A 21,181-nucleotide genomic window follows, 5' to 3' on the forward strand; every position below is an offset into this window, starting at 1 on the left:
GAAAGTCTCGTGGCTCCGCGGGGAGTTCAGATGCGCTCGACGATGGTGGCGATGCCCATGCCACCGCCCACGCAGAGGGTGGCCAGGCCGTAGCGCTTGTCCTGGCGTTCCAGCTCGTCGATGAGCGAGCCGAGGATCATCGCACCGGTGGCGCCGAGCGGGTGACCGAGGGCGATGGCGCCGCCGTTGACGTTGACCTTGTCCAGGCCGATGCCCATGTCCTTGACGAAGCGCAGCACGACGGCGGCGAACGCCTCGTTGATCTCGACCAGGTCGATGTCGTCGATGGTCAGCCCGGCCTTGGCGAGGGCCTTGCGGGTGGCGGGGGCGGGACCGGTGAGCATGATGGTGGGCTCGGATCCGGAGACGGCGGCGGAGACGATCCGCGCGCGCGGGGTGAGGCCGTAGCGCTCGCCGACCTCCCTGGAGCCGATCGCGACCAGCGAGGCGCCGTCCACGATGCCGGAGGAGTTGCCCGCGTGGTGGACGTGGTCGATCTTCTCCACCCAGTGGTACTCCTGCAGCGCCACGGCGTCGAAGCCGCCCAGTTCGCCGATGTCCGCGAAGGACGGCTTCAGCTTGGCGAGGGAGTCGGCCGTGGTGCCGGGGCGCAGGTGCTCGTCGTGGTCGAGGACGACCAGGCCGCTGCGGTCCTTGACGGGGACCACGGAGCGGTCGAAGCGGCCCTCCTTCCAGGCGGTCGCGGCGCGTTCCTGGGACAGGGCCGCGTACTCGTCCACGTCCCGGCGGGTGAAGCCCTCGATGGTGGCGATCAGGTCGGCTCCGATGCCCTGGGGCACGAAGTTGACGGCGAGGTTCGTCATCGGGTCGTTGAACCAGGCGCCGCCGTCGGAGGCCATCGGTACGCGGGACATCGACTCCACGCCGCCGGCCAGCACCAGGTCCTCCCAGCCCGAACGGACCTTGGCGGCAGCCAGGTTGACGGCCTCCAGGCCGGAGGCGCAGAAGCGGTTCTCCTGGACGCCGGCGACCGTGTCGGGCAGGCCCGCGGCGATCGCGGCGATCCGGGCGATGTCGGAGCCCTGGTCACCGACCGGGCCGACGACGCCGAGCACGATGTCGTCGATCGCGGCCGGGTCCAGGCCCGGGAAGCGGCTGCGGATCTCGTGGATGAGGCCGACGACCAGGTCGATGGGCTTCGTGCCGTGCAGGGCGCCGTTCGCCTTGCCGCGGCCGCGCGGGGTGCGGATCGCGTCGTACACGTACGCTTCGGTGCTCACGGTGTGCCTTTCGGGAGGGTGGGCCGAGCGGGACTCGGTCGTCGAGGGCGGTGGTGCGGGTCGTTCGGGGTCAGGGGCGGATCAGTGGGTGTCCGGCCTGATCTGCGGGTGTCCGGCCGGATCGGCGGTGGCCGGGCCGGACCGGTGGGGCGTCCGGGCGGGCCGGTGGCGTCCGGGTGGATCGGTGGCGTCCGGGTGGATCGGCGGCCTGCCGGGCGGATCAGTGGGTGTCCGCGGCGGCGGGGCCGTCGTGCGCCAGTTCCGGTATGCCCCAGTCCCGCGCCACCGTCCGGGTGTCGGCGCCGGGCAGGGCCGGGCCGGTGCGGATGGTCGCCGGGGTCGCCGAGAAGCGGGGGGCGGGGGCGGGCTGGGTGAGTCCGCCGTGGTCGGTGAAGGTGCCGCGGGCGGCCAGGTGCGGGTGGTGCGGGGCCTCGGAGAGGGACAGGACGGGGGCCACGCAGGCGTCGGAGCCCTCGAAGACGGCCGTCCACTCGTCCCGGGTGCGGGACGTGAACCGGGCGGCGACGCGCTCGCGCAGCTCGCCCCAGCGGCTCGGGTCCCGGTGCGCCGGGGCCAGGTCGTCCAGGTCCATCAGGCGCAGGAACTCCGCGTAGAACTGCCCTTCCAGGGCGCCGACCGCCATGTACCGGCCGTCGGCGGTCTCGTAGGTGCCGTAGTACGGGCAGCCGCCGTCGAAGAGGTTGGCGCCGCGCCGGTCCTGCCAGATGCCGGCGGCCAGCATGCCGTGGATCATCGCCGACAGGTGCGCGGTGCCGTCCACGATGGCCGCGTCCACGACCTGCCCGGTGCCGGTCACGCGCGCGTGGTGCAGGGCCGCGAGGACACCGACGACCAGGTACAGGGAGCCGCCCGCGAAGTCGCCGAGCAGGTTGAGGGGGACCGCCGGGGGCTCGTCCGGGCGGCCGATCATGCCGAGGGTTCCGGTGAGCGCGATGTAGGTCACGTCGTGCCCGGCGCGGTCGGCGAGGGGGCCTTCCTGGCCCCAGCCGGTCATCCGGCCGTAGACCAGACGGGGGTTGCGGGCGTGGCAGGGGCCGGGGCCGACGCCGAGGCGCTCGGCCACGCCGGGGCGGTAGCCCTCGATGAGGATGTCGGCCCGTTCGGCGAGGTCCAGCACGCGCTCGGGACCGTCCGGCGCCTTGAGGTCGACGACCACCGAACGCTTGTTGCGGTTCGTCACGTCGGACGCGGGGTCGATCGTCAGGCCCTGGCCGCCCGGGCGGTCCACGCGGACCACGTCGGCGCCCAGGTCGGCCAGCAGCATGGCGGCGAACGGCCCCGGCCCGATGCCGGCCAGCTCCACCACGCGCACGCCGGTGAGCGGGCCGTCGCCGGCCGCGCCCGGCGCCCCTGGCGTCTTTGCCGTGGTCATGCCGTCCAGCCCCCAAAGCGTGTGTGACACAACTGATGTAACACCGGTGATGCTAGGAACGCCATTCACCGGGCACAAGCCCCCGACGAGCAAGCGCTTAGCCAATCACGCTAGCCTCGGCCATCGACAGCGGCGCGGACCACATGGCCCAAGGGGTGTCATGAACAGGCTCAGAACGGCCGACCGGCCGTACGACCTCGTGCTCTTCGGAGCCACGGGCTTCGTCGGCACGCTCACCGCGGAGTACCTCGCCGCGCACGCCCCCCAGGGCCTGCGCTGGGCGGTCGCGGGCCGCGACGAGGGCAGGCTGCGGGCCCTGTGCGAGCGGCTGCCCGGAGGCGGTGACATCGGGGTGCTGCGGGCCGATGCCGCCGAACCGGCCACCCTGCGCGCCCTCGCCGAGCACGCACGCGTGGTGGCCACCACCGTGGGGCCGTACAACCTCTACGGTGAGGAACTGGTCGCCGCCTGCGCGGACACCGGCACCGACTACCTCGACCTGACCGGCGAGCCGGAGTTCGTGGACCTCATGTACGTGCGGCACGACGCACGCGCGCGGGAGACGGGCGCCCGCCTGCTGCACGCCTGCGGCTTCGACTCGGTCCCGCACGACCTGGGCGCGTACTTCACGGTCCAGCAGCTGCCGGAGGGGGTGCCACTGACCGTGGACGGGTACGTCGCCGCCCACGGCGCCATCTCCGGCGGCACCCTGGCCTCCGCGCTCCACCAGTTCGCGCGCGGGCGGCAGATGGCCGCCGCCGCACGCGACCGCCGCCGGCACGAGCCACGCCCGACCGGACGCCGGGCGGCGGCGCCGACGGGCGCGCCGAAGTTCGCCAAGGAGATCGGCGCGTGGGCGCTGCCGCTGCCGACCGTCGACCCGCAGGTCGTGCGCCGCTCGGCGGCGGCCCTCGACCGCTATGGCCCGGACTTCCGGTACCGGCACTACGCCGCCGTCCGGCACCTGCCCGTCGCGCTGGGCGGAGTCGCGGCCGTCGGCGCGCTCTCGGTCGCCGCGCAAGTGCCGCCCGCCCGGCGCTGGCTGTCGGACCGGCTCCGGCCGGGCGACGGACCGGGCGCGCAGAAGCGGGCGAAGAGCTGGTTCACGGTGCGTTTCGTCGGCGAGGGCGGCGGCCGGCGCGTGTTCACGGAGGTGGCGGGCGGCGACCCCGGCTACGGGGAGACGGCGAAGATGTTCGCCGAGGCGGCCCTCGCCCTGGTCCTCGACGACCTCCCGCCGACGGCCGGCCAGGTCACCACCGCTCAGGCGATGGGCGACGCGCTGATGCGGCGGCTGCAAGCCGCGGGCATCACGTTCCGGGTGGCCGCTACCCGTTGACGGCCGCCTCCCGAAGCGCCCGCCGGCACAGGGCGTCCGCCCTGCGGGTGGTCTCCGGCAGCCGGTAGCGCGGGGTCAGCGCGAGGGTGTGCGCCAGGGCGTTGCCGAGGCTCACACGGTGGCCGACGGAGACGAAGACCGGCTTGACGCCGTCCCGGGTGCGCAGGGCGCGGCCGACCTCCTCGGCCCCCGCGAGGAGCGGCGCGGAGCTGCCCCGCTCGGGGCCGGGCTCGTCGTAGGTGAAGGTGAACGGGTTCTTGGCGACGCCGATGGTGGGCAGGCCGGTGAGCACACCGAGGTGGCTGGCGAGGCCGAAGCGGCGCGGGTGGGCGAGGCCGTAGCCGTCGCACACGACCAGACCGGGCGGGCAGGGCAGCGCGTCCAGGGCGGCCCGGACGGTGGGGATCTCCCGGAAGGCGAGGAGTCCGGGCACGTACGGGAAGGACACCCGGCCGACCGCCGTGGCCTGCGCCACGACCTCCAGCGTCGCCGCGTCCAGCACCACGGCCGCGGCGGCGACGAGGTCGCGCCCGTCGTCGTAGGCGACGTCCACGCCCGTGACCCGGCCCGTCCGGGGCGGCGGTCCGGGCTCGTCGAGCACCACCCGGCCGCGCAGTTCGTCCTGTACGGCGCGGGCCTCTTCCTCGGTCGCGGGCCAGCCCGCGGGTACGCGTACGGTCGTCATGGTGGCCAGACTGTACGGGCCCGCGGCGGACCGACGGGCCCCGGGGGTAGGCTCGCGATCATGTTCGTACTGGAGCTGACCTACACCGCGCCGCTCGAGGCCGTGGACGCCGTGCTGCCGGACCATGTCGTGTGGCTGGACCAGCAGTACGACAAGGGGTTCTTCCTGGCCTCCGGGCGCAAGAACCCCCGCGACGGCGGGATCGTCCTCGCCGTCGCGGAGGACCGGGACCGCATCGAGGAGATCATCGCGGGCGACCCGTTCGTGGCCGCCGGGGTGTGCGCGTACCGCGTCACGGAGTTCATCGCCACCAAGACGGCACCCGAGCTGGCGAGCCACCGGCAGACACTGGACTGATCCCCGCCGGTCATCCCTTCTTGGCGTCCAGCGCGCGCTGCAGCTCGTCCTTGTTCATGCGCGAACGGCCCTCGATGCCGCGCTGCCGCGCCTCGTTGTACAGCTGGTCGCGGGTCGGACCCTGGGAGCCGACCCGGTTGCCGGACCGCTGGCCGCCGCGCCTGCTGGAGGACATGTCCTGCGTGGAGCTGCGGCTCGCGGTCTTCGCCTCGCCGGAGCGGGCGCGTTCCTTGTTGACCGTCCGCGCCGCGATCTCCTTGGCCCGTTCGGCGCTCTCGCCCCGCTCCTGCGCGCTCTTGCGGATGTGTTCGTACTGGCGCTCCCGCTTGGGGCTGGAACCCGCCGGCATGATCGCTCGCCTCCTTGCGTCGCTCTGCTTCGCTGCGTCGCTGTGCGACAGCGGACGAGTACCCGCCATGCGACTTTCGGCCACAAGGGCGTCGGCATGCATGGACCCGGTGACCGAGGTCACTCGTCCCGTGTGCACGGATCGGCCGATTCCGTCGTCTCATCCTGTGCCAGGCCTCACCCGCCCGGAAGCAGTCCAGCCGTCACGAGGGAGCAAGGCGTTGTCCACCGTCATCGAGCAGCCAGTAGAGGCCCGCCTTGTCGCCGCCGCACCGCGCATGCCGAACATTCCGGCCACGCTGCACTACGACCGGCGTGATCCGTTCGCCGTTCGCATGACGTTCCCGGCGCCGGCCACCCTGGAGGGTGTCGACGTCTGCTGGACCTTCTCCCGGGAGCTGCTCGCCGCGGGCCTCGAGGACGCCGAGGGGTACGGGGACGTCCGGGTGCGGCCGTACGGCTACGACCGCACGGTACTGGAGTTCCACGCCCCGGAGGGCACCGCGATCGTGCATGTGCGCTCGGGTGAGATCCGGCGGTTCCTGGAGGCCACCGGCGCACTGGTGCCGGTCGGCCTCGAGCACCTCCACCTCGACCTCGACCACGGTCTGGCCGAGCTGATGCGGGACTCCTGCTGAGTCCACTGCCGGCATACGAGCCGGCCTTTAATTCGTTGACAGGCCTTCCGGCCCCTCCTACGTTGTAAGCGTTCCTGTTGCCGTCGATTGGAGAAGGACGTTGCTCGTCTGAGGTCCTGAGACACCGCGTTCACACCCGTGAGGTGTGCGTGGCGTACGACCTCGGCGTCCGAGCCGTCCTCCGGCACAGGCCTTCTTTCACGGCCCTCGGTTTCCGCCTCGCGGTGTCTCGACATGTCCCCGTCCGGACCGCACCAGCAACCGCGAGGCCCATATGTCTACGTCATCCGCGTCATCCGCTTTCCTCACCGCCACGTCCCTGTCCTTCGCCTGGCCCGACGGCACTCCCGTCTTCGACGATCTCGACATCGCCTTCGGACCCGGCAGGACCGGGCTCATCGGCGCCAACGGATCAGGAAAGTCAACGCTGTTGAAGCTGCTCGCCGGGCAACTCAGCCCGGCCGACGGCACGGTCAAGGCGGCCGGCGAGATCGGTCACCTCCCGCAGAACGTCACCCTCGACACCACGCTCCGCGTCGACCAGGCACTCGGCATCGCCGCCCGGCGGGCCGCGCTGCACGCCATCGAGGCGGGCGACCCCGCCGAGGAGCACTTCGAGACGCTCGGCGACGACTGGGACGTCGAGGAACGCGCCCTGGCCACCCTGGGGGAACTCGGCCTGGGCCATATCGGGCTGGACCGCACGGTCGGCGAGGTGTCGGGCGGCGAGTCGGTGCTGCTGCGCCTGGCCGCCCTGCTGCTGCGCCGCCCCGACGTGCTGCTGCTCGACGAACCCACCAACAACCTCGACCTGTACGCGCGCCGCCGGCTCTACGCGGCCGTCGCCTCCTGGCCCGGCGTGCTGGTCGTGGTCAGCCACGACCGTGAACTGCTCGACATCGTCGACCAGATCGCCGAGCTGCGCACCGGCGAGGTCGCCTGGTTCGGCGGCAACTTCTCCGCCTACGAGGAGGCCCTTGCCGTCGAGCAGGAGGCGGCCGAGCGGATGGTGCGCGTCGCCGAGGCGGATCTGCGCAGGCAGAAACGGGAACTGGCCGACGCCCAGGTCAAGCTGGCCCGCCGCAAGCGGTACGGACAGAAGATGTGGGACAACAAGCGCGAACCGAAGATCATCATGGGCGAGCGCAAGCGCCAGGCGCAGGTCTCGGCCGGCAAGCACCGCATCATGCACGAGGAGAGGCTCGCCGAGGCAAGGGAGCGGCTGGACGAGGCGGTGGAGGCCGTACGGGACGACGACGAGATCCGCGTCGACCTGCCGTACACCGCCGTACCGCCGGGCCGGCAGGTGCTCACCCTGGAGCGCCTCACGATGGCGTACGGGGCGCGCGTCGACGGCCTGTTCGACCTGCGCGGCCCGGAGCGGATCGCGCTGGTCGGCCGCAACGGCGCCGGCAAGACGACACTGCTGCGGACGATCGCCGGACAGCTGCCGCCGACGGCCGGCGAGGCCACGGCGCACGTTCCGCTGCGCTTCCTGCCCCAGCGGCTGGACGTGCTGGACGACGAGCTGACCGTCGCCGAGAACGTCGCCCGGTTCGCGCCGGAGGCCACCAACAACCGGATCCGGGCGCGTCTGGCCCGCTTCCTGTTCCGGGGCGCCCGCGCCGACCAGCGGGCGGGCACCCTCTCCGGCGGCGAGCGCTTCCGCGCCGCCCTGGCCGCGCTGATGCTGGCCGAACCCGCCCCCCAGTTGCTGCTGCTGGACGAACCGACCAACAACCTCGACATCGCGAGCGTGCGGCAGCTGACGTCGGCCCTGGAGTCGTACGAGGGCGCCCTGATCGTGGCCAGCCACGATCTGCCGTTCCTGGAGTCGGTGGGCATCACGCGCTGGCTGCTGATGGAGGAAGGAGAACTGAAGGAGACCACAGCGGCGACCCTCGGGGGCCGCGCCTGACAGCGCGGGACGTCTCAGGAGGAGCACAGCCTGGCACCAGGGGTTTTGTCCTGGCCGGGGCGCCCTGCATGATGGCGGACCGGCGCCGCGTCACGGGCGCCGGATCCGCACCACCGATTCGAAAGGCCCGTCGTGCCCAGCAAGAAGGCCCTCGTCCGCCGCCCCAGCCCCCGCCTCGCCGAAGGCCTGGTGACGCACATAGAGCGGGAGGAGGTCGACGCCGGGCTCGCCGTCGAGCAGTGGGAGGCGTACGTCGAGGCGCTGCGCGCGCACGGCTGGGAGACGATCGAGGTCGAACCGGAAGACGACTGCCCGGACTCGGTGTTCGTCGAGGACACCGTCGTCATGTACCGGAACGTGGCGCTGATCACCCGGCCCGGTGCCGAGTCCCGGCGCGCGGAGACCGCCGGCGTCGAGGAGGCGGTGGCCCGCCTCGGCTGCTCGGTGAACTGGATCTGGGAACCGGGCACGCTGGACGGCGGGGACGTGCTGAAGGTCGGCGACACCGTCTACGTCGGCCGGGGCGGGCGCACGAACGCGGCGGGCGTGCAGCAGCTGCGGGCGGCGTTCGAGCCGCTGGGGGCGCGCGTGGTGGCCGTACCGGTGAGCAAGGTGCTGCACCTGAAGTCGGCGGTGACCGCGCTGCCCGACGGGACGGTCATCGGGCACATCCCGAAGGTGGACCGGCCGTCGCTGTTCCCGGGGTTCCTGTCGGTGCCGGAGGAGTCCGGCGCACACGTGGTGCTGCTCGGCGGCGGCAAGCTGCTGATGGCGGCGAGCGCGCCGATGACCGCGGAGCTGCTGACCGACCTCGGCCACGAGGTGATCACCGTGGACATCAGCGAGTTCGAGAAGCTGGAGGGCTGCGTCACCTGCCTCTCGGTGCGCATGCGCGAGCTGTACGCCTGACACGCCTCGACCGGGGTGACAGCGTCCCCCTCACAGCCCCGGAACCCGCAGGTCCCGGGGCTGTTCCGCATGCTCTCGGCACCTTGATCGGGGCTTCTGATCAGCGATCTTTACGACACCCTTAACCTACGGGTTCGTAACCTACGGATTCGTAGCCTACGATCACGTAGGTTTCCGGCACCGCTTCCCGGACCATCCCCCTTTCTCCGCTGGTTCGGCGTCCCCCTGGAGTTCCCCGTGACGATCACCTCACCTCATCTCGACAGCCTGTCCGTGTGGACGGACGCGCGCCTGCTGTACGCGCTGGAGGAAGTGGTCGAGAAGGAGCTGAACCGGCACCTGAAGGTCGCCAAGGACTGGATGCCGCACGAGTACGTGCCGTGGAGCGACGGCCGCAACTTCCCCGGCCAGTTCGAGGACGGGGAGGCCTGGGCCAAGGACCAGTCCAAGGTGACCGAGATCGGCCGTACCGCCCTCGTGGTCAACCTGCTCACCGAGGACAACCTGCCGAGCTACCACCACGAGATCGCCACGCTCTTCGGCCGCGACGGGGCCTGGGGCACCTGGGTGCACCGCTGGACGGCCGAGGAGGGCCGGCACGGCATCGTCATGCGGGACTACCTGCTCACCTCGCGCGCGGTCGACCCGGACAAGCTCGAACAGTTCCGTATGGCGCACATGAGCGAGGGCTTCGAGTCCGACAACCGGCACTCGATGCTCCACTCGATCGCGTACGTCGCCTTCCAGGAACTGGCGACCCGGATCTCGCACCGCAACACCGGCCATCAGTCCGGCGACCCGGTCTGCGACCGCATGCTGGCCCGTATCGCGACCGACGAGAACCTGCACATGGTCTTCTACCGCAACCTGCTGAAGGCCGCCTTCGAACTCGCCCCCGACCTGACCATGCAGGCGGTCCGGGACGTCGTCGTGAACTTCCGCATGCCGGGCCACGGCATCCCCGGCTTCGAACGGGCCGCCGCCCAGATGGCCATCGGTGAGGTGTACAACCTGCGCATCCACCACGACGACGTCCTGCAGCCGGTGCTGCGCCATCTGAAGGTCATGGACATCGACGGTCTGGGCCCCGAGGGCCGGCACGCCCAGGAGGAACTGGGTCTGTTCATGGGCGGCCTGAACGCGGAGGCCTCGAAGTTCGACGAGCGGCTGGCCGCCCGCAAGGCCAGGATGGCGGCACGCGCGGGCGCCTGACGCACCTCGGGTCGAGGCGCTCCTCAGCGGGGCGTGCCTTCAGGTGGCTTGCCTCCGTGGGGTGCTCGTCAACGGGGGCGCGCGTCAGCGCAAGGCCGGCGTCAACGGGGGGACGTCAGCGCAAGGCCGGCGTCAGCGTGAGGACCGCGTCAACGGGGGCGCGCGTCAGTCGGGCGGCTGCGTCAGTTGGAGACGCGCCGCAGAGCGAGGCGTTCCTTCTCGGACAGGCCGCCCCACACGCCGAAGCGTTCGTCGTTGGCCAGCGCGTACTCCAGGCAGGCGGAGCGGATCTCGCACATGCCGCAGATGCGCTTCGCCTCGCGCACCGAGCTGCCGGGCTCGGGGAAGAAGAAGTCGGCCCCCGTCTGCGCGCACAGGGCCCGGGTCTGCCAGGTGGTGTCGGCCGGGATGATGGTGTCGATGTGCATGGCGAGGATCTTGCCGGGCGGCGAAAAACATTCGATCAACGCCGGGTCAACGGCGGCGTTCAGGGCCTCCGGCCACCTCGATCATCCACCCCCGGAACACACGTACGCACGGCGGCGCGCGGAACCGCTGTGAAAACAGCCAGAACACGACTGGTGTCCCTGGGTGACGGCCGGGGACCCGGAGCATGGACGCACAGTCCACCGCCACGGCGGCCGAAGTGCCGGGAGCGGACGACCGGACGGAGCAGGCCCACACGGCCGCCGTACCCGACGGCAGCGTCACGGTCTTGAGGGCCGACCCGGCCGACGGCCGCGCAGCAGGCGGAGGGTGGCCGTGCTCAGGCGTCCCGGGCCCGTGAGCACGGAGCCGGGCCGGACGGACATCGCCGAGCCCCAGTGCCGCGTGCCGCGCGCCGCGCGCCGCGCGCCGCCCGGACCGGACCCCGACACCGTGCGCACCGCCCGTACGGCGACCGCGGCGATCGCCGCTCCACGTACGACGTCGACGTCCCGGACGGCCGACGAGAGCCGGGCAGGCGGTCGTCGTGCACTGCCCGACCGGTGACCGGACGCCACTGGAACGGTCCTGGCCCCGTGGGAACCGACGGTGAACGCGTGGCTGCTGGCGACCGCCGCGCCCTGGTCTTCGGCGTCGTCAACTCCCCCAACATCACTGCTCGTTGCTTGGCACCGGGCCGTTCCCCGCCCGGCATGCCGAGGGCGTGGTCGCGCTCGCCTCCACCCTCCCGGCGGCGTTCCTCGCCGCTGCCGCCGCGCGGGGCCCCGCCCTTTCCCCGCCGGTCCCGGACCTCGTCGGCGGCGTCTGCCGGGCGGTGGGACGCCGCGCCGTCCCGCCGCCGCGTCGTCCGCACCCCGGGTATCCGGCGACCACGTCACCCGCATCGTCGTCGGTGTCGCGGTGCTCTTCGTCGTCACGGCGGCGTGACACGTGCGAGCGCGTGCGGCGGGCACTGTCCGCTTCCGACCGGTCACCACCAGGGACGACGACTCGTGCGACAAACCCGAGAAGAAGGTGGTCGAGAACGGCCCGACGAGGAACCCGGGAGGGGAAGACACAGAAGGCGAGGGCAGGACCATGAGTACCAGGGCGAGGCCCCAGGACGAGATCCGGGTCGGCGACCGCAGGGTGCCGGTGTCCCACCTCGACAAGGAGCTGTTCCCGGACGACGGGATCACCAAGGCCGAGCTGATCGACTACTACCGGAGCGTCGCACGTCCGATGCTGACCCATCTCAGGGACCGGCCGCTGGTGATGGAACGCCATCCCGACGGATACGGCGGGAAGTCCTTCATCCACAAGGACGTTCCCGACCACTTCCCCGACTGGATCCGTACCGTCCGGGTGCCCAAGGAGGGCGGCAGCCTCACCATGGCGGTCTGCGACGACACCGCCACCCTCGTCTACCTCGCCAACCAGGCGTGCATCACACCGCACCCCTGGCTGAGCCCCGCGACCTGCCTGGACTGCCCCGACCGGCTGGTCTTCGACCTCGACCCCGCCGAGAGCGACGGTGACGGCTTCGAGACCGTACGGTGGACCGCCCACCAGCTCGGCGGTCTGCTCACCGAACTCGGGCTGCGCCCGGCGGTGATGACAACCGGGTCGCGCGGCCTGCATCTGCTGGTCCTGCTCGACCGGCGCACGGACTTCGACACCGCGCGGCACTTCGCCCGGCGCGTCGCCGACGTGCTCGCCGCACGGCACAGCGACCGGCTGACCACCGAGCCGCGCAAGAACAAGCGGCGGGGCCGTCTCTACCTGGACGTCCAGCGCAACGCGTACGCGCAGACCTCGGTCGCCCCGTACGCCGTGCGCGCCCGCCCGCACGCTCCGGTCGCCACCCCGCTGGACTGGGACGAACTCGACGACCCGGAGCTCGGCCCGCGGCGGTGGACGCTGCGCAGCCTCCCCGAGCGTCTCGAAGAACACGCAGACCCGTGGAAGGGGCTGAGCCGCTGCCGGCGTTCCCTCGCGAAGGCGGCACAGCGTCTCGACGATCTCGACGGAAGGTGACAGGAGGTGTCGTCGGTGTCGGCGGTCTTCGCGGTGCCCATGGGGCTGACTCGACCCCTTCGGCACGGACGCGCACTATGGAAAGGGACCCGGACGGTGGAAACGGACCCGGGTGGTCGCCTGGTCTCCCCGGCAGACGTGCGGAGCGGAGCATGAGACTTTCCTTCCTCGAACCCCTGTACAAGCAGGCCGGCCCCTTCGCATCGGTCTACCTGGACACCTCCCGCGACAGCCTCATCGAGGATCCCGACGCCGCGATCGAACTGCGCTGGCGGCGCCTGCGGGATGCCCTGTCCGCCGAGGGAGCCGATCCGGAGTCCCTCACCGCGGCGGGGCGGGCCGTGGGCCACGACAGCGACGTGCCCGGCACCCACGGGCAGGCGGTGTTCACCGCGCACGGCCACCTCGCCCTGCTGGACGAGCTGCCCGTCCCGCCCGCGCGGGACAGCGCGCACTTCGGCGCGCTGCCGGACACCATGCCGCTGGTCGTCCAGCACTGCCCGGGGATCCCCTATGTGGCCGCGCACGTCCATTACAGCGGCCGGCACTCCACGGACGCCCAGGGCACGGTGCGGATCGAGGCCGAGGTCGGCGTGTGGCCCATGACCAAGGTCTCGCCGGGACACCGCCTCGACGAGGAGGTCCCGGTGGCCGACTGGCTGAACGCCGCCGAGGTGATAGGCCGGGAGCTGGAGGGCCATGCGCGGCGCGTCGACGCCGAGGCGGTCGTCGTCGCCGGGGACGTGTGGGCCCGCGGCATTCTCGTCCGCCGGCTTCCCGCCGTCCTGCGCGCGCAGGTCACCACCGTGGAGGGCGCCGGTGAGTCAGAGCCGCGCCGGGCACTGCTGGAGCACCGGCTCGAAGATCTCTTCAGGGGGCGCATGGCCGCGCACGACCAGTCCCTGCTGGCCGCCTTCCTCGCCCAGCGCGCACACGACGGAGCCTCGGCCGAGGGCCTGGCCGCAGCCGTGTCGGCCCTGCAGCGCGGCCAGGTCAAAGCCCTCTTCCTCAACAACCACCCCGAGTCGCCGCTGCGTCTGTGGGCCGGCCCCGAACCCAGCCAACTCGCCCTCACCGAACAGGAACTGCGTTCCTACGGCATCCAGGACGTCCGCGAGGAACGTGCCGACGCGGTGCTCACGCGTTCCCTGGTCGGCACCCGGGCGGAACTCGTCCTCGTGCCCGAGCAGCAGATGAGTCTGTACGAGGGCGTGGGCGTACTGCTCCGCTACGCCGAACCCGAACCCCCGGTGTGACCACCCGTGTCCGGGCTGCACGGCGACCTTGGTGCACGGGGCGTGTCTGATCCACCGATTTCGGGATACCCGGGGTCCAGGAGGTTCACATCATGGTCCCCATCCTTCTGGTACTGCTTCTTGCACTGCTTCTGTTCGGCGCCGGTTTCGCGCTGAAGGCGCTCTGGTGGATCGCCCTGGTGGTTCTGGTGGTGTGGCTACTGGGATTCCTGGTGCGCGGGACCACCGCGGGAGGAGGCAGGTACCGCTGGTACAGGTGGTGACGTCGCCACCAGGCGGACGCGCGTCGTATCAGCGTGGTCGGCAGGATCACACCGGCGGACGCCGTGTCCGCCGGTGTCGCCGTTGGTACGCCGTGGCTGGCCGCGGCCCGCAGCGCCGCGCAGCAGGAGGCGGGCCATCAGACGGCCTTCTTCTCGACGACGCCGCTCTCAGCTCGTCGGCTCGCGGCGGGCCCGGCTCGGCTCGACGCGTTTCGGTTCGCCCGGCATCTTCGGGTACTCCGGCGGGTACGGCAGATCGGCCAGGCCGTGGTCGTGTTCGTCGCGGCGGGCCAGTTCCAGCAGGGCGTCGAGGGAGTAGGCGTGGTCGTCCATGTCGGCGTGGATGTCGCCGAGTTCGGCGAAGCGGGCGGCCATGGTGGTGAGGTCGAAGTCGCGGGGCCGGGAGTCGGGGACCTCTTCCCAGCGCAGGGGTGCGGAGACGGGGGCGTGCGGGTAGGGCCGTACGGAGTAGGCCGAGGCGACGGTGCGGTCTCGCGCCGCCTGATTGTAGTCCAGGAATACACGGCGCCCCCGTTCCTCCTTCCACCACTTGACGGTCACCTGGTCGGGCATCCGGCGTTCCAGTTCCCGGCCGACGGCGATGGCGGCGCGACGTACCTGGGTGAAGGTCCAGCGGGGCTCGATGGGCACGAAGACGTGCAGGCCGCGCCCGCCGGAGGTCTTGGGCCAGCCGCGCAGCCCGCCGAACTCGTGCAGGACCGACCGGAGTTCGAAGGCGGCACGGACGGCGTCGGCGTAGTCGGTGCCGGGCTGCGGGTCGAGGTCGAGGCGCAGTTCGTCGGGGTGGTCGACGTCCGTGGCGCGGACCGGCCAGGGGTGGAAGGTGAGCGTGCCGTACTGCGCGGCCCACACCACGGCGGCCTGCTCGGTGGGGCACATCTCGTCGGCGCTGCGCCCGCTGGGGAAGGTGATGTGCGCGGTCGGGATCCAGTCGGGCATGCCCTTGGGGGCGCGCTTCTGGTAGAACCACTCGCCGTCGACGCCATCCGGATAGCGCTGGAGGGTGGTGGGCCGGTTGCGCAGGGCGCGCAGGATGCCGGGGCCGACGGCGGCGTAGTACCGGGCGAGGTCCAGCTTGGTGAACCCGCGTTCCGGGAAGAAGACCTTGTCCGGGCTGGACAGCCGTACGGTCCGCCCGGCCACGTCGAGTTCCACCGCATCACCCATGCGGCCACGGTAGGTGCACCGCGCACACTTCGCATACCGGAACATTCATATCAAGCAGGTACATATAGCCCAAAATGGGCGACTAGCATCGTATGCGAGCAGAATCGGACGCATGGATCTCCCAGTGATGCCACCTGTGAAGCCGATGCTCGCCAAGCCGGTGGCGAAGATCCCGCCCGGTATGCACTACGAGGCGAAGTGGGACGGGTTCCGCTCGATCGTGTTCCGCGACAGCACCGAGGTCGAGTTGGGCAGCCGTACGGGAAAGCCGCTGACCAGGTACTTTCCCGAGCTGGTGGCGGCGCTCAGGGAGCGGGTGCCGCGGCGGTGCGTGCTGGACGGGGAGATCGTGATCGCACGCGAGGGGCGGCTGGACTTCGACGCGCTGACCGAACGGATCCACCCGGCGGACTCCAGGGTGCGGACGCTCGCCGAACGGACCCCCGCCTCCTTCGTCGCCTTCGACCTGCTGGCGCTGGACGACGAGTCGCTGCTGGACGTGCCGCTCACCGACCGGCGGGCCCTGCTGGACCGGGCGCTTGCCGAGACGACGGCCCCGGTCCATCTGGCGCCCGCGACGACCGACCTGGCGGTGGCCGAGCGGTGGTTCGAGCAGTACGAGGGCGCGGGCCTCGACGGGATCGTCGCCAAGCCGCTCGACCTGCACTACCGCCAGGACGAGCGGGCCATGTTCAAGGTCAAGCACGAGCGGACGGCCGATGTCGTCGTCGCCGGCTACCGCTTCCACAAGAGCGGCCCGGTGGTGGGATCGCTGCTGCTCGGCCTGTACGACGACCGGGGCGCGCTGCAGCATGTGGGGGTGTCGGCCGCGTTCTCCATGAAGAAGCGCGCCGAACTGGTCGAGGAGCTGGAGCCGCTGCGCATGGACGACGTGGCCGGGCATCCCTGGGCGGCCTGGTCGGACGCGACCGCGCACGAGTCGGCCCGGCTGCCCGGCGCGCCGAGCCGCTGGTCGGGCAGGAAGGACCTGTCCTGGGTGCCGCTGCGGCCGGAACGGGTCGCCGAGGTGGCGTACGACCACTTGGAGAACGGTCAGCGCTTCCGGCACACGGCCCGGTTCCGCCGCTGGCGCCCTGACCGTACCCCGGAGAGCTGCACGTACGCGCAACTGGAGGAGCCGGTGCGGTACGACCTCGCGGAGGTCTTGGGCTCCAGGGGATGAGCCCCGCCGCCGGCGCACGTCGGGGGCATGGCCGGTGGTGACCGATGAACGCACCATCGACGCAAGGACAGGGGCGACAGGCGGTGGGCATCGCAGACCGCACAGCAGGCAGGGGACACGGCGGGCGCCTGCGACGCGCAGCGCTGACGACGCTGGCGCTCGCCACCGTGATGGCGGCCTCCCTCACAGCGGGCTGCGCACGCCACGGCCCGGGCGGCGACGGCCGCACCCCGCGCCCCACGGCAACAACGGGGCCGGGCGGGCAGGCCGGGGCGGGCTCGGTACTGGCCGTGAAGATCGACAACGTGCCCGCGGCACGCCCGCAGACCGGGCTCGACGCGGCGGACGTGGTCTACGCGGAGCAGGTCGAGGGCGGCCTGAGCCGTCTGATGGCGGTGTACGCCACGAAGCTCCCGGTGGTCGTCGGGCCGGTGCGCAGCGCTCGCGAGTCCGACCTGGAGCTGCTGCGTCAGTTCGACCGTCCGGTACTCGCCTTCTCCGGCGCCCAGCGCAAGCTGCTGCCGTTGATCGACAGGGCGCCGCTCATCGCGGGGTCCCCCGCCCACGCGCCGGAGGCGTACTTCCGGGGCAGCGACAGGCCCGCACCGCACAACCTCTGTCTGCGGCCCGCCCGGCTGCTGTCCGCCGCCCCGGGGAGGGCCGCGCTGACCACCGGGTTCCGCTACGGCCCGCCCCCGTCGGGCGGCACACCCACGGCCTCGCGCACCGTGCGCTACCCGTCGGCGCGTTTCACCTTCACCTGGTCGGCCGAGCGGGCCCGCTGGCTGGTCTCGACGGACGGCACACCCTCGGTGACGAGCGCCGGGAAGCGCGTGGCGCCCGCGACGGTGGTCGTGCAGTACGTGAAGGTCCGCACCTCGGCGTACCACGACGCACTCGGCAACAACAGTCCGTACACGCAGACGGTCGGCTCCGGGAAGGCCGAGGTGCTGCGCGACGGGCGGTCCTTCGACGCCACCTGGTCGCGGCCGGACGCCACGCGGGGCACGACGTTCGCCACCGCCGGCGGCGGCCCGCTCGACTTCGCCGCCGGCCAGGTGTGGGTGGTGTTCACCGGGGCGCCGTGAGAACGAGGGTGACCCTGTCGGTGGTAGCTTCAGCAGCACCTCCACACCGACCGCCGGCCGTGCCTACGCTGACGGCATGTCCACTGTTCTGATCACCGGCGCGCCCTCCGGGCTCGGCCGCTACGTCGCCTTCGAACTCGTCCGCCGCGGCCATCTCGTCCTCGCCCACGGCCGAGACCGGGCACGCACGGAGCGGTTGGTCGCCGAGCTGCGCACCGAGGGCCGGGCGGAGGGGTTCGTCGCCGACCTGGCCCGGCTGGCCGAGGTCCGTGAGCTGGGCGCCCGGGTCGCCGAGGCACATCCCGAGCTGGACGTTCTGATCAACAACGCGGGGATCGGTGGGGGCGCCCCCGGTACCGGGCGCGAAGTGAGCGCCGACGGGCACGAGTTGCGGCTCGCCGTGAACTACCTCGCGCCCGTCGCCCTCACCCGCTCCCTGCTGCCGGTCCTGCGCGCCAACCCGCCTGCCCGCATCGTCAACGTCGGCTCGGCCGGCCAGGAGCCCCTCGATTTCGCCGACCCGGAACTCACCCGCGACTACAGCGGCGTGTCGGCCTACTGCCGCAGCAAGCTCGCCCTCGCCACGCACACGTTCACCCTGGCCGAGGAGCTGGCCGGCACCGGGGTCTCGGTGAACGTGCTGCACCCGGCCACCTACATGGACACGGTCATGGTCCGCGAGAGCGGCATCGCCCCGTGGAATTCGGTCGCCGACGGGGCACCCGGCGTCCTGGCACTGGCAACCCGTGACCTGGGCACCGGCGGCTACTTCGACGGAAACCGCCCGGCGCGGGCGCACGAGGCGGCGTACGACCCGGAGGTGCGCGAGCGGCTGGCGGCCGTCACCGAGCAGCTGCTCACCGCATGAGGTGCCGACGGCCACCATCTGCCGTCGACCGTGGTCCGTCGCCTGCCCACCGCATACCGAGGACCGTCCCGCATGCCGGCGACTGTCTACCGCAGCCCCCGCCCTGTCTCCAGCACCTGTCTCGCCTGTGCCACCAGGCCGTCCGCCCCGCAGGAACGCGCTAGTACCAGGCCCCGGTTGAGTTCGGCGACCGAGCGGGCGGCGATGCCGTACTCGACGCGGGCCGCCGCGTGCTCGTACTGGCAGGGTGAGGCCTCCAGATAGGCGACTGCCTGGGCGGCGAGGCTCACCGCACGCCGGCCCGTCTCCAGGGCGGCGGCGCAGCGCAGGGCCTCGCCGATGGCGGTGTCGGTGCCGAACCGTTCGGCTTGGCGACGGGCTTCGGCGGCGAGTCGGGCCGCTCGGTCCGGGTCCTGGGTGGCGAGGGCCTTGGCGAGGTCGATGGACCAGGGGGCGAGGACCGGGTTGTGGCCGCCACGGGAGGCGGCGGTCTTCTCGGCGGCCTCCAGTTCGTTGATGCCGTCCTCGGTGTGGCCGGCGGCGAGCAGGAGCCGGCCGCGGACGGTGCGGATGTCGGGCAGCATGATGGTGGACGGGTAGGGCGGGGCGAAGCCGTACCGTTCGGCGGTGGACCAGGCCTCGTCGACATGGCCGCGGGCGAGCAGGGTGTCGACCAGTCCGCAGATGGCCGCCCAGTACAACGGCAGCCCGCGGCCGACGCGTTCGGCCAGTCTCAGTGCCTCGCGCAGGGTGGACTCGGCGTCACGGAGCCGGCCCTGTCTGCGGTAGGCGAGGCCGAGGAAGGCGTTGGCCAGGGAGAGGTGGCCACCGTGCCAGCCGGCGCTGGTGTAGGCACGCAGAGCCTCGGCGAAGAGGCTCTCGGCGCGGTCGAGCCGGTCCGCGTAGGCGTACGAAGTGCCGAGCATCATCAGCAGCTCGATGCCCCATTCCCGGTCGGTCCAGCCGAGGCCGGGTGCGAGACGGCCGTTGACGAGGGCACGGTCGCACAGTTCGAGGACTTCCTGGGCGCTCTCGCCGTGCGTCATCGCGTCGAAGCCGCGCAGGATCAGCAGGGCGCGTTCGGAGTTGTCGCGGCCGGTGCAGGTGCCGGCGAGTTCGGCGAGGCGCTGGGAGCGGGCCGGGGAGGCGATCTCGCCGTGGATGCCCTCCCACATGAACTGCACGGCCTGCAACCGCATCCGCACGGGTCCGGGTTCGTGCCGCGCGGCCTCCGCCTCGACGGTGCGCACGGCCTCCTCCAGCTGGTCGTTGTGGAGCAGCGCCTGGGAGAGCCGGATCACGGCGTCGACGCGCCGGTCGCCGTCGAGTCCGGGCATGCCGAGCGCGAACTGCAGGTGGTCGATGGTGACGGCGGGCGCGGTCAGCAGGGTGGCGCAGCCCAGTTCGTACAGGACGTGGGCGTGGACCTCGGGGCGGGGCGGCTCCTTGAGGGCGCGCTCCAGGCAGCGGCGGGCCGCGTCGGGCGCGCCGACGGCCAGGTGTTCGCGGGCGGCCTCGCGCAGCTGCTCGACGAGTTCCTCGTCGTCGTCCGGGTGGATCTTGAGCAGATGCCGGGAGGCCTCGGCCGCGCCGCGCCCCGTCTCGGTGACGATCTGCGCGGCGACGCCGTGCATCGCGGTACGCATGGCGGGCGGGATGGAGTTGTAGACGGCGGTCGCGATGAGCGGGTGCACGAACTCCAGCTCGTCCGGGCGTGGTTCGACACCCCTGTGGCCGGTGGGTTCGGGTGCGGTGAGGATGCGGGCGGTGCCGAGCAGTTCCGCGCAGTCCTGGGCCGCTTCGGGGCTCAGCCCGGCGAGCCGTGCGACCATGTCGACGCTGATCCCGGTACCGAGGATCGCAGCCGCCCAGGCGAACTGGGTGGCTTCCAGGCCGAGGCCCTTGAGGCGGTCGACGAGCCCTCCGCCGCGCGCGGACCGGTTCAGGGCACGCAGTTCCCCGGCCTGTGCCTCGACCGGCTGCAGTTCGCTGTCCCGCACCTTCGCGAGCAGTTCCACGGTGTCGTACGGGTTGCCGCCGGTGACGGCCCACACCTCGCGGCAGAAGGGGTCGTCGGCGTGCCGGCCGAGGGTGGTGCGGGTGAGTCCGGCGGTGGCGGCCGGAGTGAGGGCGCTGAGGTTGCTCACGCCCGCCGCGGCGGCCACCGTGTCGAGGTGGCGGGCGCTGTCGCCGCTCACCTCACCGGGCCTGCGGGCGACCACGACCAGCACGGAGATGTCGTCGAGATGTTCGACGAACGCGGCGAGCCAGTGCAGCGTCTCCTGGTCGGCCCAGTGGGCGTCGTCGACGAGCAGCACCAGCGGCCACCGCCGCCGGGCGAGGCTGTGTACGGCGGCGACGAGGCCGTCGCACACGTACTGGGGGTCGGCGCTGCGCCCGCCGGGGTCGGCTATGCCGAGCGCGGGGCCGGCGATGTCGTACCAGTCGCCCAGGTATGCGCGGGCCTCGTCGGGCAGTAAGGGGACCAGCGCGGGCTGGAGCAGCTGCCGTACGACGTTGAACGGGACGGATCTCAGGGTCTCGCCGCCACGCGCGGACCACACGGTGCAGCCACGGCGTTCGGCGATACGGCGCGTTTCGGCCAGCAGCGCCGTCTTGCCCAGTCCGGCCTCGCCGCGCACGAGCAGCAGGCTGCCCGCGGACGACTGATCGGCGCACAGGACGTCGAGCGCCTGCGAGACGGCTGCGATCTCCGCGTCCCGCTCCCACAGGGAAGCCGAGGTGTCCGCCGGTGGCCGTCCCTCCGTCATCCCGTCTCCTCCCCAGGTCGCCCGAACTGACGTACACCCGAATGACGTACAGAGGACGAGC

20 protein-coding genes are annotated in these 21,181 nt (G+C 72.2%); 13 read left to right on the top strand and 7 right to left on the bottom strand.

Features of this window, described 5'->3' with window-relative positions:
- Window positions 1–26: 26 nt before the first annotated feature.
- Both K7G59_RS31035 and K7G59_RS31040 read right to left on the bottom strand, forming a co-directional pair.
- Window positions 27–1,241 carry an acetyl-CoA C-acetyltransferase gene (locus K7G59_RS31035; RefSeq protein WP_225840018.1) on the bottom strand — a complete coding sequence of 405 codons (1,215 nt, stop codon included), beginning with the start codon at window positions 1,239–1,241 and terminating at the stop codon, window positions 27–29.
- A gap of 220 nt (window positions 1,242–1,461) precedes the next feature.
- Window positions 1,462–2,634 carry a CaiB/BaiF CoA-transferase family protein gene (locus K7G59_RS31040; protein WP_225840019.1) on the bottom strand — a complete coding sequence of 391 codons (1,173 nt, stop codon included), beginning with the start codon at window positions 2,632–2,634 and terminating at the stop codon, window positions 1,462–1,464.
- A 160-nt stretch (window positions 2,635–2,794) separates the two neighbouring features.
- On the opposite strand from K7G59_RS31040, the gene K7G59_RS31045 reads away from it, so the two are divergent.
- On the top strand, window positions 2,795–3,973 hold the full coding sequence (locus K7G59_RS31045; RefSeq protein ID WP_225840020.1) for a trans-acting enoyl reductase family protein: 1,179 nt from the start codon (window positions 2,795–2,797) through the stop codon (window positions 3,971–3,973).
- Here K7G59_RS31045 and K7G59_RS31050 read toward each other — a convergent pair.
- Window positions 3,963–4,658, bottom strand: coding sequence for an endonuclease V (locus K7G59_RS31050; protein WP_225840021.1), 696 nt, complete (start codon window positions 4,656–4,658; stop codon window positions 3,963–3,965). The two genes, K7G59_RS31045 and K7G59_RS31050, sit on opposite strands and share 11 nt — an antisense overlap.
- Before the next feature lie 60 nt (window positions 4,659–4,718).
- On the opposite strand from K7G59_RS31050, the gene K7G59_RS31055 reads away from it, so the two are divergent.
- On the top strand, window positions 4,719–5,015 hold the full coding sequence (locus K7G59_RS31055) for a YciI family protein (RefSeq protein ID WP_225840022.1): 297 nt from the start codon (window positions 4,719–4,721) through the stop codon (window positions 5,013–5,015).
- Window positions 5,016–5,025: 10 nt separating this feature from the next.
- On the opposite strand, the gene K7G59_RS31060 is transcribed toward K7G59_RS31055, so the two are convergent.
- Entirely contained in the window at window positions 5,026–5,364 is a 339-nt protein-coding gene (locus K7G59_RS31060) for a plasmid stabilization protein (RefSeq protein ID WP_225840023.1), read from the bottom strand.
- 220 nt (window positions 5,365–5,584) lie between these two features.
- Here K7G59_RS31060 and K7G59_RS31065 point away from each other — a divergent pair, with 220 nt between their 5' ends.
- The 4 genes from K7G59_RS31065 to K7G59_RS31080 all read left to right on the top strand — a co-directional run bounded on the left by K7G59_RS31065 (window position 5,585) and on the right by K7G59_RS31080 (window position 10,040).
- Window positions 5,585–6,001 carry an SsgA family sporulation/cell division regulator gene (locus K7G59_RS31065; protein WP_225840024.1) on the top strand — a complete coding sequence of 139 codons (417 nt, stop codon included), beginning with the start codon at window positions 5,585–5,587 and terminating at the stop codon, window positions 5,999–6,001.
- A gap of 274 nt (window positions 6,002–6,275) precedes the next feature.
- A complete protein-coding gene (locus K7G59_RS31070; protein ID WP_225840025.1) occupies window positions 6,276–7,919 on the top strand; it encodes an ABC-F family ATP-binding cassette domain-containing protein in 1,644 nt (547 codons plus the stop codon).
- A gap of 132 nt (window positions 7,920–8,051) precedes the next feature.
- Window positions 8,052–8,828: a dimethylargininase gene (ddaH, locus tag K7G59_RS31075; protein ID WP_225840026.1), complete on the top strand. Its 777-nt coding sequence runs from the start codon at window positions 8,052–8,054 to the stop codon at window positions 8,826–8,828.
- A 237-nt stretch (window positions 8,829–9,065) separates the two neighbouring features.
- Complete coding sequence (locus K7G59_RS31080; RefSeq protein ID WP_225840027.1) at window positions 9,066–10,040, top strand: acyl-ACP desaturase; 975 nt, start codon at window positions 9,066–9,068, stop codon at window positions 10,038–10,040.
- A gap of 182 nt (window positions 10,041–10,222) precedes the next feature.
- Here the strand turns inward: K7G59_RS31080 and K7G59_RS31085 are convergent, their stop codons facing one another.
- Window positions 10,223–10,468 carry a WhiB family transcriptional regulator gene (locus tag K7G59_RS31085; RefSeq protein WP_225840028.1) on the bottom strand — a complete coding sequence of 82 codons (246 nt, stop codon included), beginning with the start codon at window positions 10,466–10,468 and terminating at the stop codon, window positions 10,223–10,225.
- A 355-nt stretch (window positions 10,469–10,823) separates the two neighbouring features.
- On the opposite strand from K7G59_RS31085, the gene K7G59_RS31090 reads away from it, so the two are divergent.
- From K7G59_RS31090 to K7G59_RS31105, 4 genes are all read left to right on the top strand, one after another.
- Entirely contained in the window at window positions 10,824–11,033 is a 210-nt protein-coding gene (locus tag K7G59_RS31090) for a hypothetical protein (RefSeq protein WP_225840029.1), read from the top strand.
- A 531-nt stretch (window positions 11,034–11,564) separates the two neighbouring features.
- Window positions 11,565–12,503, top strand: coding sequence for a non-homologous end-joining DNA ligase (gene ligD / locus K7G59_RS31095; protein WP_225840030.1), 939 nt, complete (start codon window positions 11,565–11,567; stop codon window positions 12,501–12,503).
- Between the two features lie 152 nt (window positions 12,504–12,655).
- The gene (locus K7G59_RS31100) at window positions 12,656–13,759 is read left to right on the top strand and encodes a hypothetical protein (RefSeq protein WP_225840031.1); all 1,104 of its coding nucleotides are present in this window, start codon (window positions 12,656–12,658) and stop codon (window positions 13,757–13,759) included.
- 92 nt (window positions 13,760–13,851) lie between these two features.
- A complete protein-coding gene (locus K7G59_RS31105; RefSeq protein ID WP_225840032.1) occupies window positions 13,852–14,022 on the top strand; it encodes a hydrophobic protein in 171 nt (56 codons plus the stop codon).
- Between the two features lie 168 nt (window positions 14,023–14,190).
- Here K7G59_RS31105 and ligD (K7G59_RS31110) read toward each other — a convergent pair whose 3' ends face one another.
- Complete coding sequence (gene ligD / locus K7G59_RS31110; RefSeq protein WP_225840033.1) at window positions 14,191–15,210, bottom strand: non-homologous end-joining DNA ligase; 1,020 nt, start codon at window positions 15,208–15,210, stop codon at window positions 14,191–14,193.
- Between the two features lie 112 nt (window positions 15,211–15,322).
- On the opposite strand from ligD (K7G59_RS31110), the gene K7G59_RS31115 reads away from it, so the two are divergent.
- The 3 genes from K7G59_RS31115 to K7G59_RS31125 all read left to right on the top strand — a co-directional run bounded on the left by K7G59_RS31115 (window position 15,323) and on the right by K7G59_RS31125 (window position 18,349).
- Window positions 15,323–16,393, top strand: a complete 1,071-nt coding sequence (locus K7G59_RS31115) for an ATP-dependent DNA ligase (RefSeq protein WP_225840034.1) — start codon at window positions 15,323–15,325, stop codon at window positions 16,391–16,393.
- A gap of 170 nt (window positions 16,394–16,563) precedes the next feature.
- On the top strand, window positions 16,564–17,481 hold the full coding sequence (locus tag K7G59_RS31120) for a DUF3048 domain-containing protein (protein ID WP_225840057.1): 918 nt from the start codon (window positions 16,564–16,566) through the stop codon (window positions 17,479–17,481).
- A gap of 76 nt (window positions 17,482–17,557) precedes the next feature.
- Entirely contained in the window at window positions 17,558–18,349 is a 792-nt protein-coding gene (locus K7G59_RS31125; protein WP_225840035.1) for an SDR family NAD(P)-dependent oxidoreductase, read from the top strand.
- A gap of 86 nt (window positions 18,350–18,435) precedes the next feature.
- Here the strand turns inward: K7G59_RS31125 and K7G59_RS31130 are convergent, their stop codons facing one another.
- Complete coding sequence (locus K7G59_RS31130; protein WP_225840036.1) at window positions 18,436–21,120, bottom strand: AAA family ATPase; 2,685 nt, start codon at window positions 21,118–21,120, stop codon at window positions 18,436–18,438.
- Window positions 21,121–21,181 lie beyond the last annotated feature (61 nt).

Origin of the sequence: Streptomyces sp. NK08204 (genome assembly GCF_020400585.1) — a bacterium.
Lineage (GTDB): Bacteria > Actinomycetota > Actinomycetes > Streptomycetales > Streptomycetaceae > Streptomyces.

Excerpts from the sequence above, each read along its gene's own strand:
- K7G59_RS31040 (WP_225840019.1), bottom strand. The coding sequence starts at position 2,634 with ATGACCACGGCAAAGACGCCAGGGGCGCCGGGCGCGGCCGGCGACGGC.
- K7G59_RS31045 (WP_225840020.1), top strand. The coding sequence starts at position 2,795 with ATGAACAGGCTCAGAACGGCCGACCGGCCGTACGACCTCGTGCTCTTC.
- K7G59_RS31050 (WP_225840021.1), bottom strand. The coding sequence starts at position 4,658 with ATGACGACCGTACGCGTACCCGCGGGCTGGCCCGCGACCGAGGAAGAG.
- K7G59_RS31055 (WP_225840022.1), top strand. The coding sequence starts at position 4,719 with ATGTTCGTACTGGAGCTGACCTACACCGCGCCGCTCGAGGCCGTGGAC.
- K7G59_RS31060 (WP_225840023.1), bottom strand. The coding sequence starts at position 5,364 with ATGCCGGCGGGTTCCAGCCCCAAGCGGGAGCGCCAGTACGAACACATC.
- K7G59_RS31070 (WP_225840025.1), top strand. The coding sequence starts at position 6,276 with ATGTCTACGTCATCCGCGTCATCCGCTTTCCTCACCGCCACGTCCCTG.
- K7G59_RS31085 (WP_225840028.1), bottom strand. The coding sequence starts at position 10,468 with ATGCACATCGACACCATCATCCCGGCCGACACCACCTGGCAGACCCGG.
- ligD (WP_225840030.1), top strand. The coding sequence starts at position 11,565 with ATGAGTACCAGGGCGAGGCCCCAGGACGAGATCCGGGTCGGCGACCGC.
- K7G59_RS31100 (WP_225840031.1), top strand. The coding sequence starts at position 12,656 with ATGAGACTTTCCTTCCTCGAACCCCTGTACAAGCAGGCCGGCCCCTTC.
- K7G59_RS31105 (WP_225840032.1), top strand. The coding sequence starts at position 13,852 with ATGGTCCCCATCCTTCTGGTACTGCTTCTTGCACTGCTTCTGTTCGGC.
- ligD (WP_225840033.1), bottom strand. The coding sequence starts at position 15,210 with ATGGGTGATGCGGTGGAACTCGACGTGGCCGGGCGGACCGTACGGCTG.
- K7G59_RS31115 (WP_225840034.1), top strand. The coding sequence starts at position 15,323 with ATGGATCTCCCAGTGATGCCACCTGTGAAGCCGATGCTCGCCAAGCCG.
- K7G59_RS31120 (WP_225840057.1), top strand. The coding sequence starts at position 16,564 with ATGGCGGCCTCCCTCACAGCGGGCTGCGCACGCCACGGCCCGGGCGGC.
- K7G59_RS31125 (WP_225840035.1), top strand. The coding sequence starts at position 17,558 with ATGTCCACTGTTCTGATCACCGGCGCGCCCTCCGGGCTCGGCCGCTAC.
- K7G59_RS31130 (WP_225840036.1), bottom strand. The coding sequence starts at position 21,120 with ATGACGGAGGGACGGCCACCGGCGGACACCTCGGCTTCCCTGTGGGAG.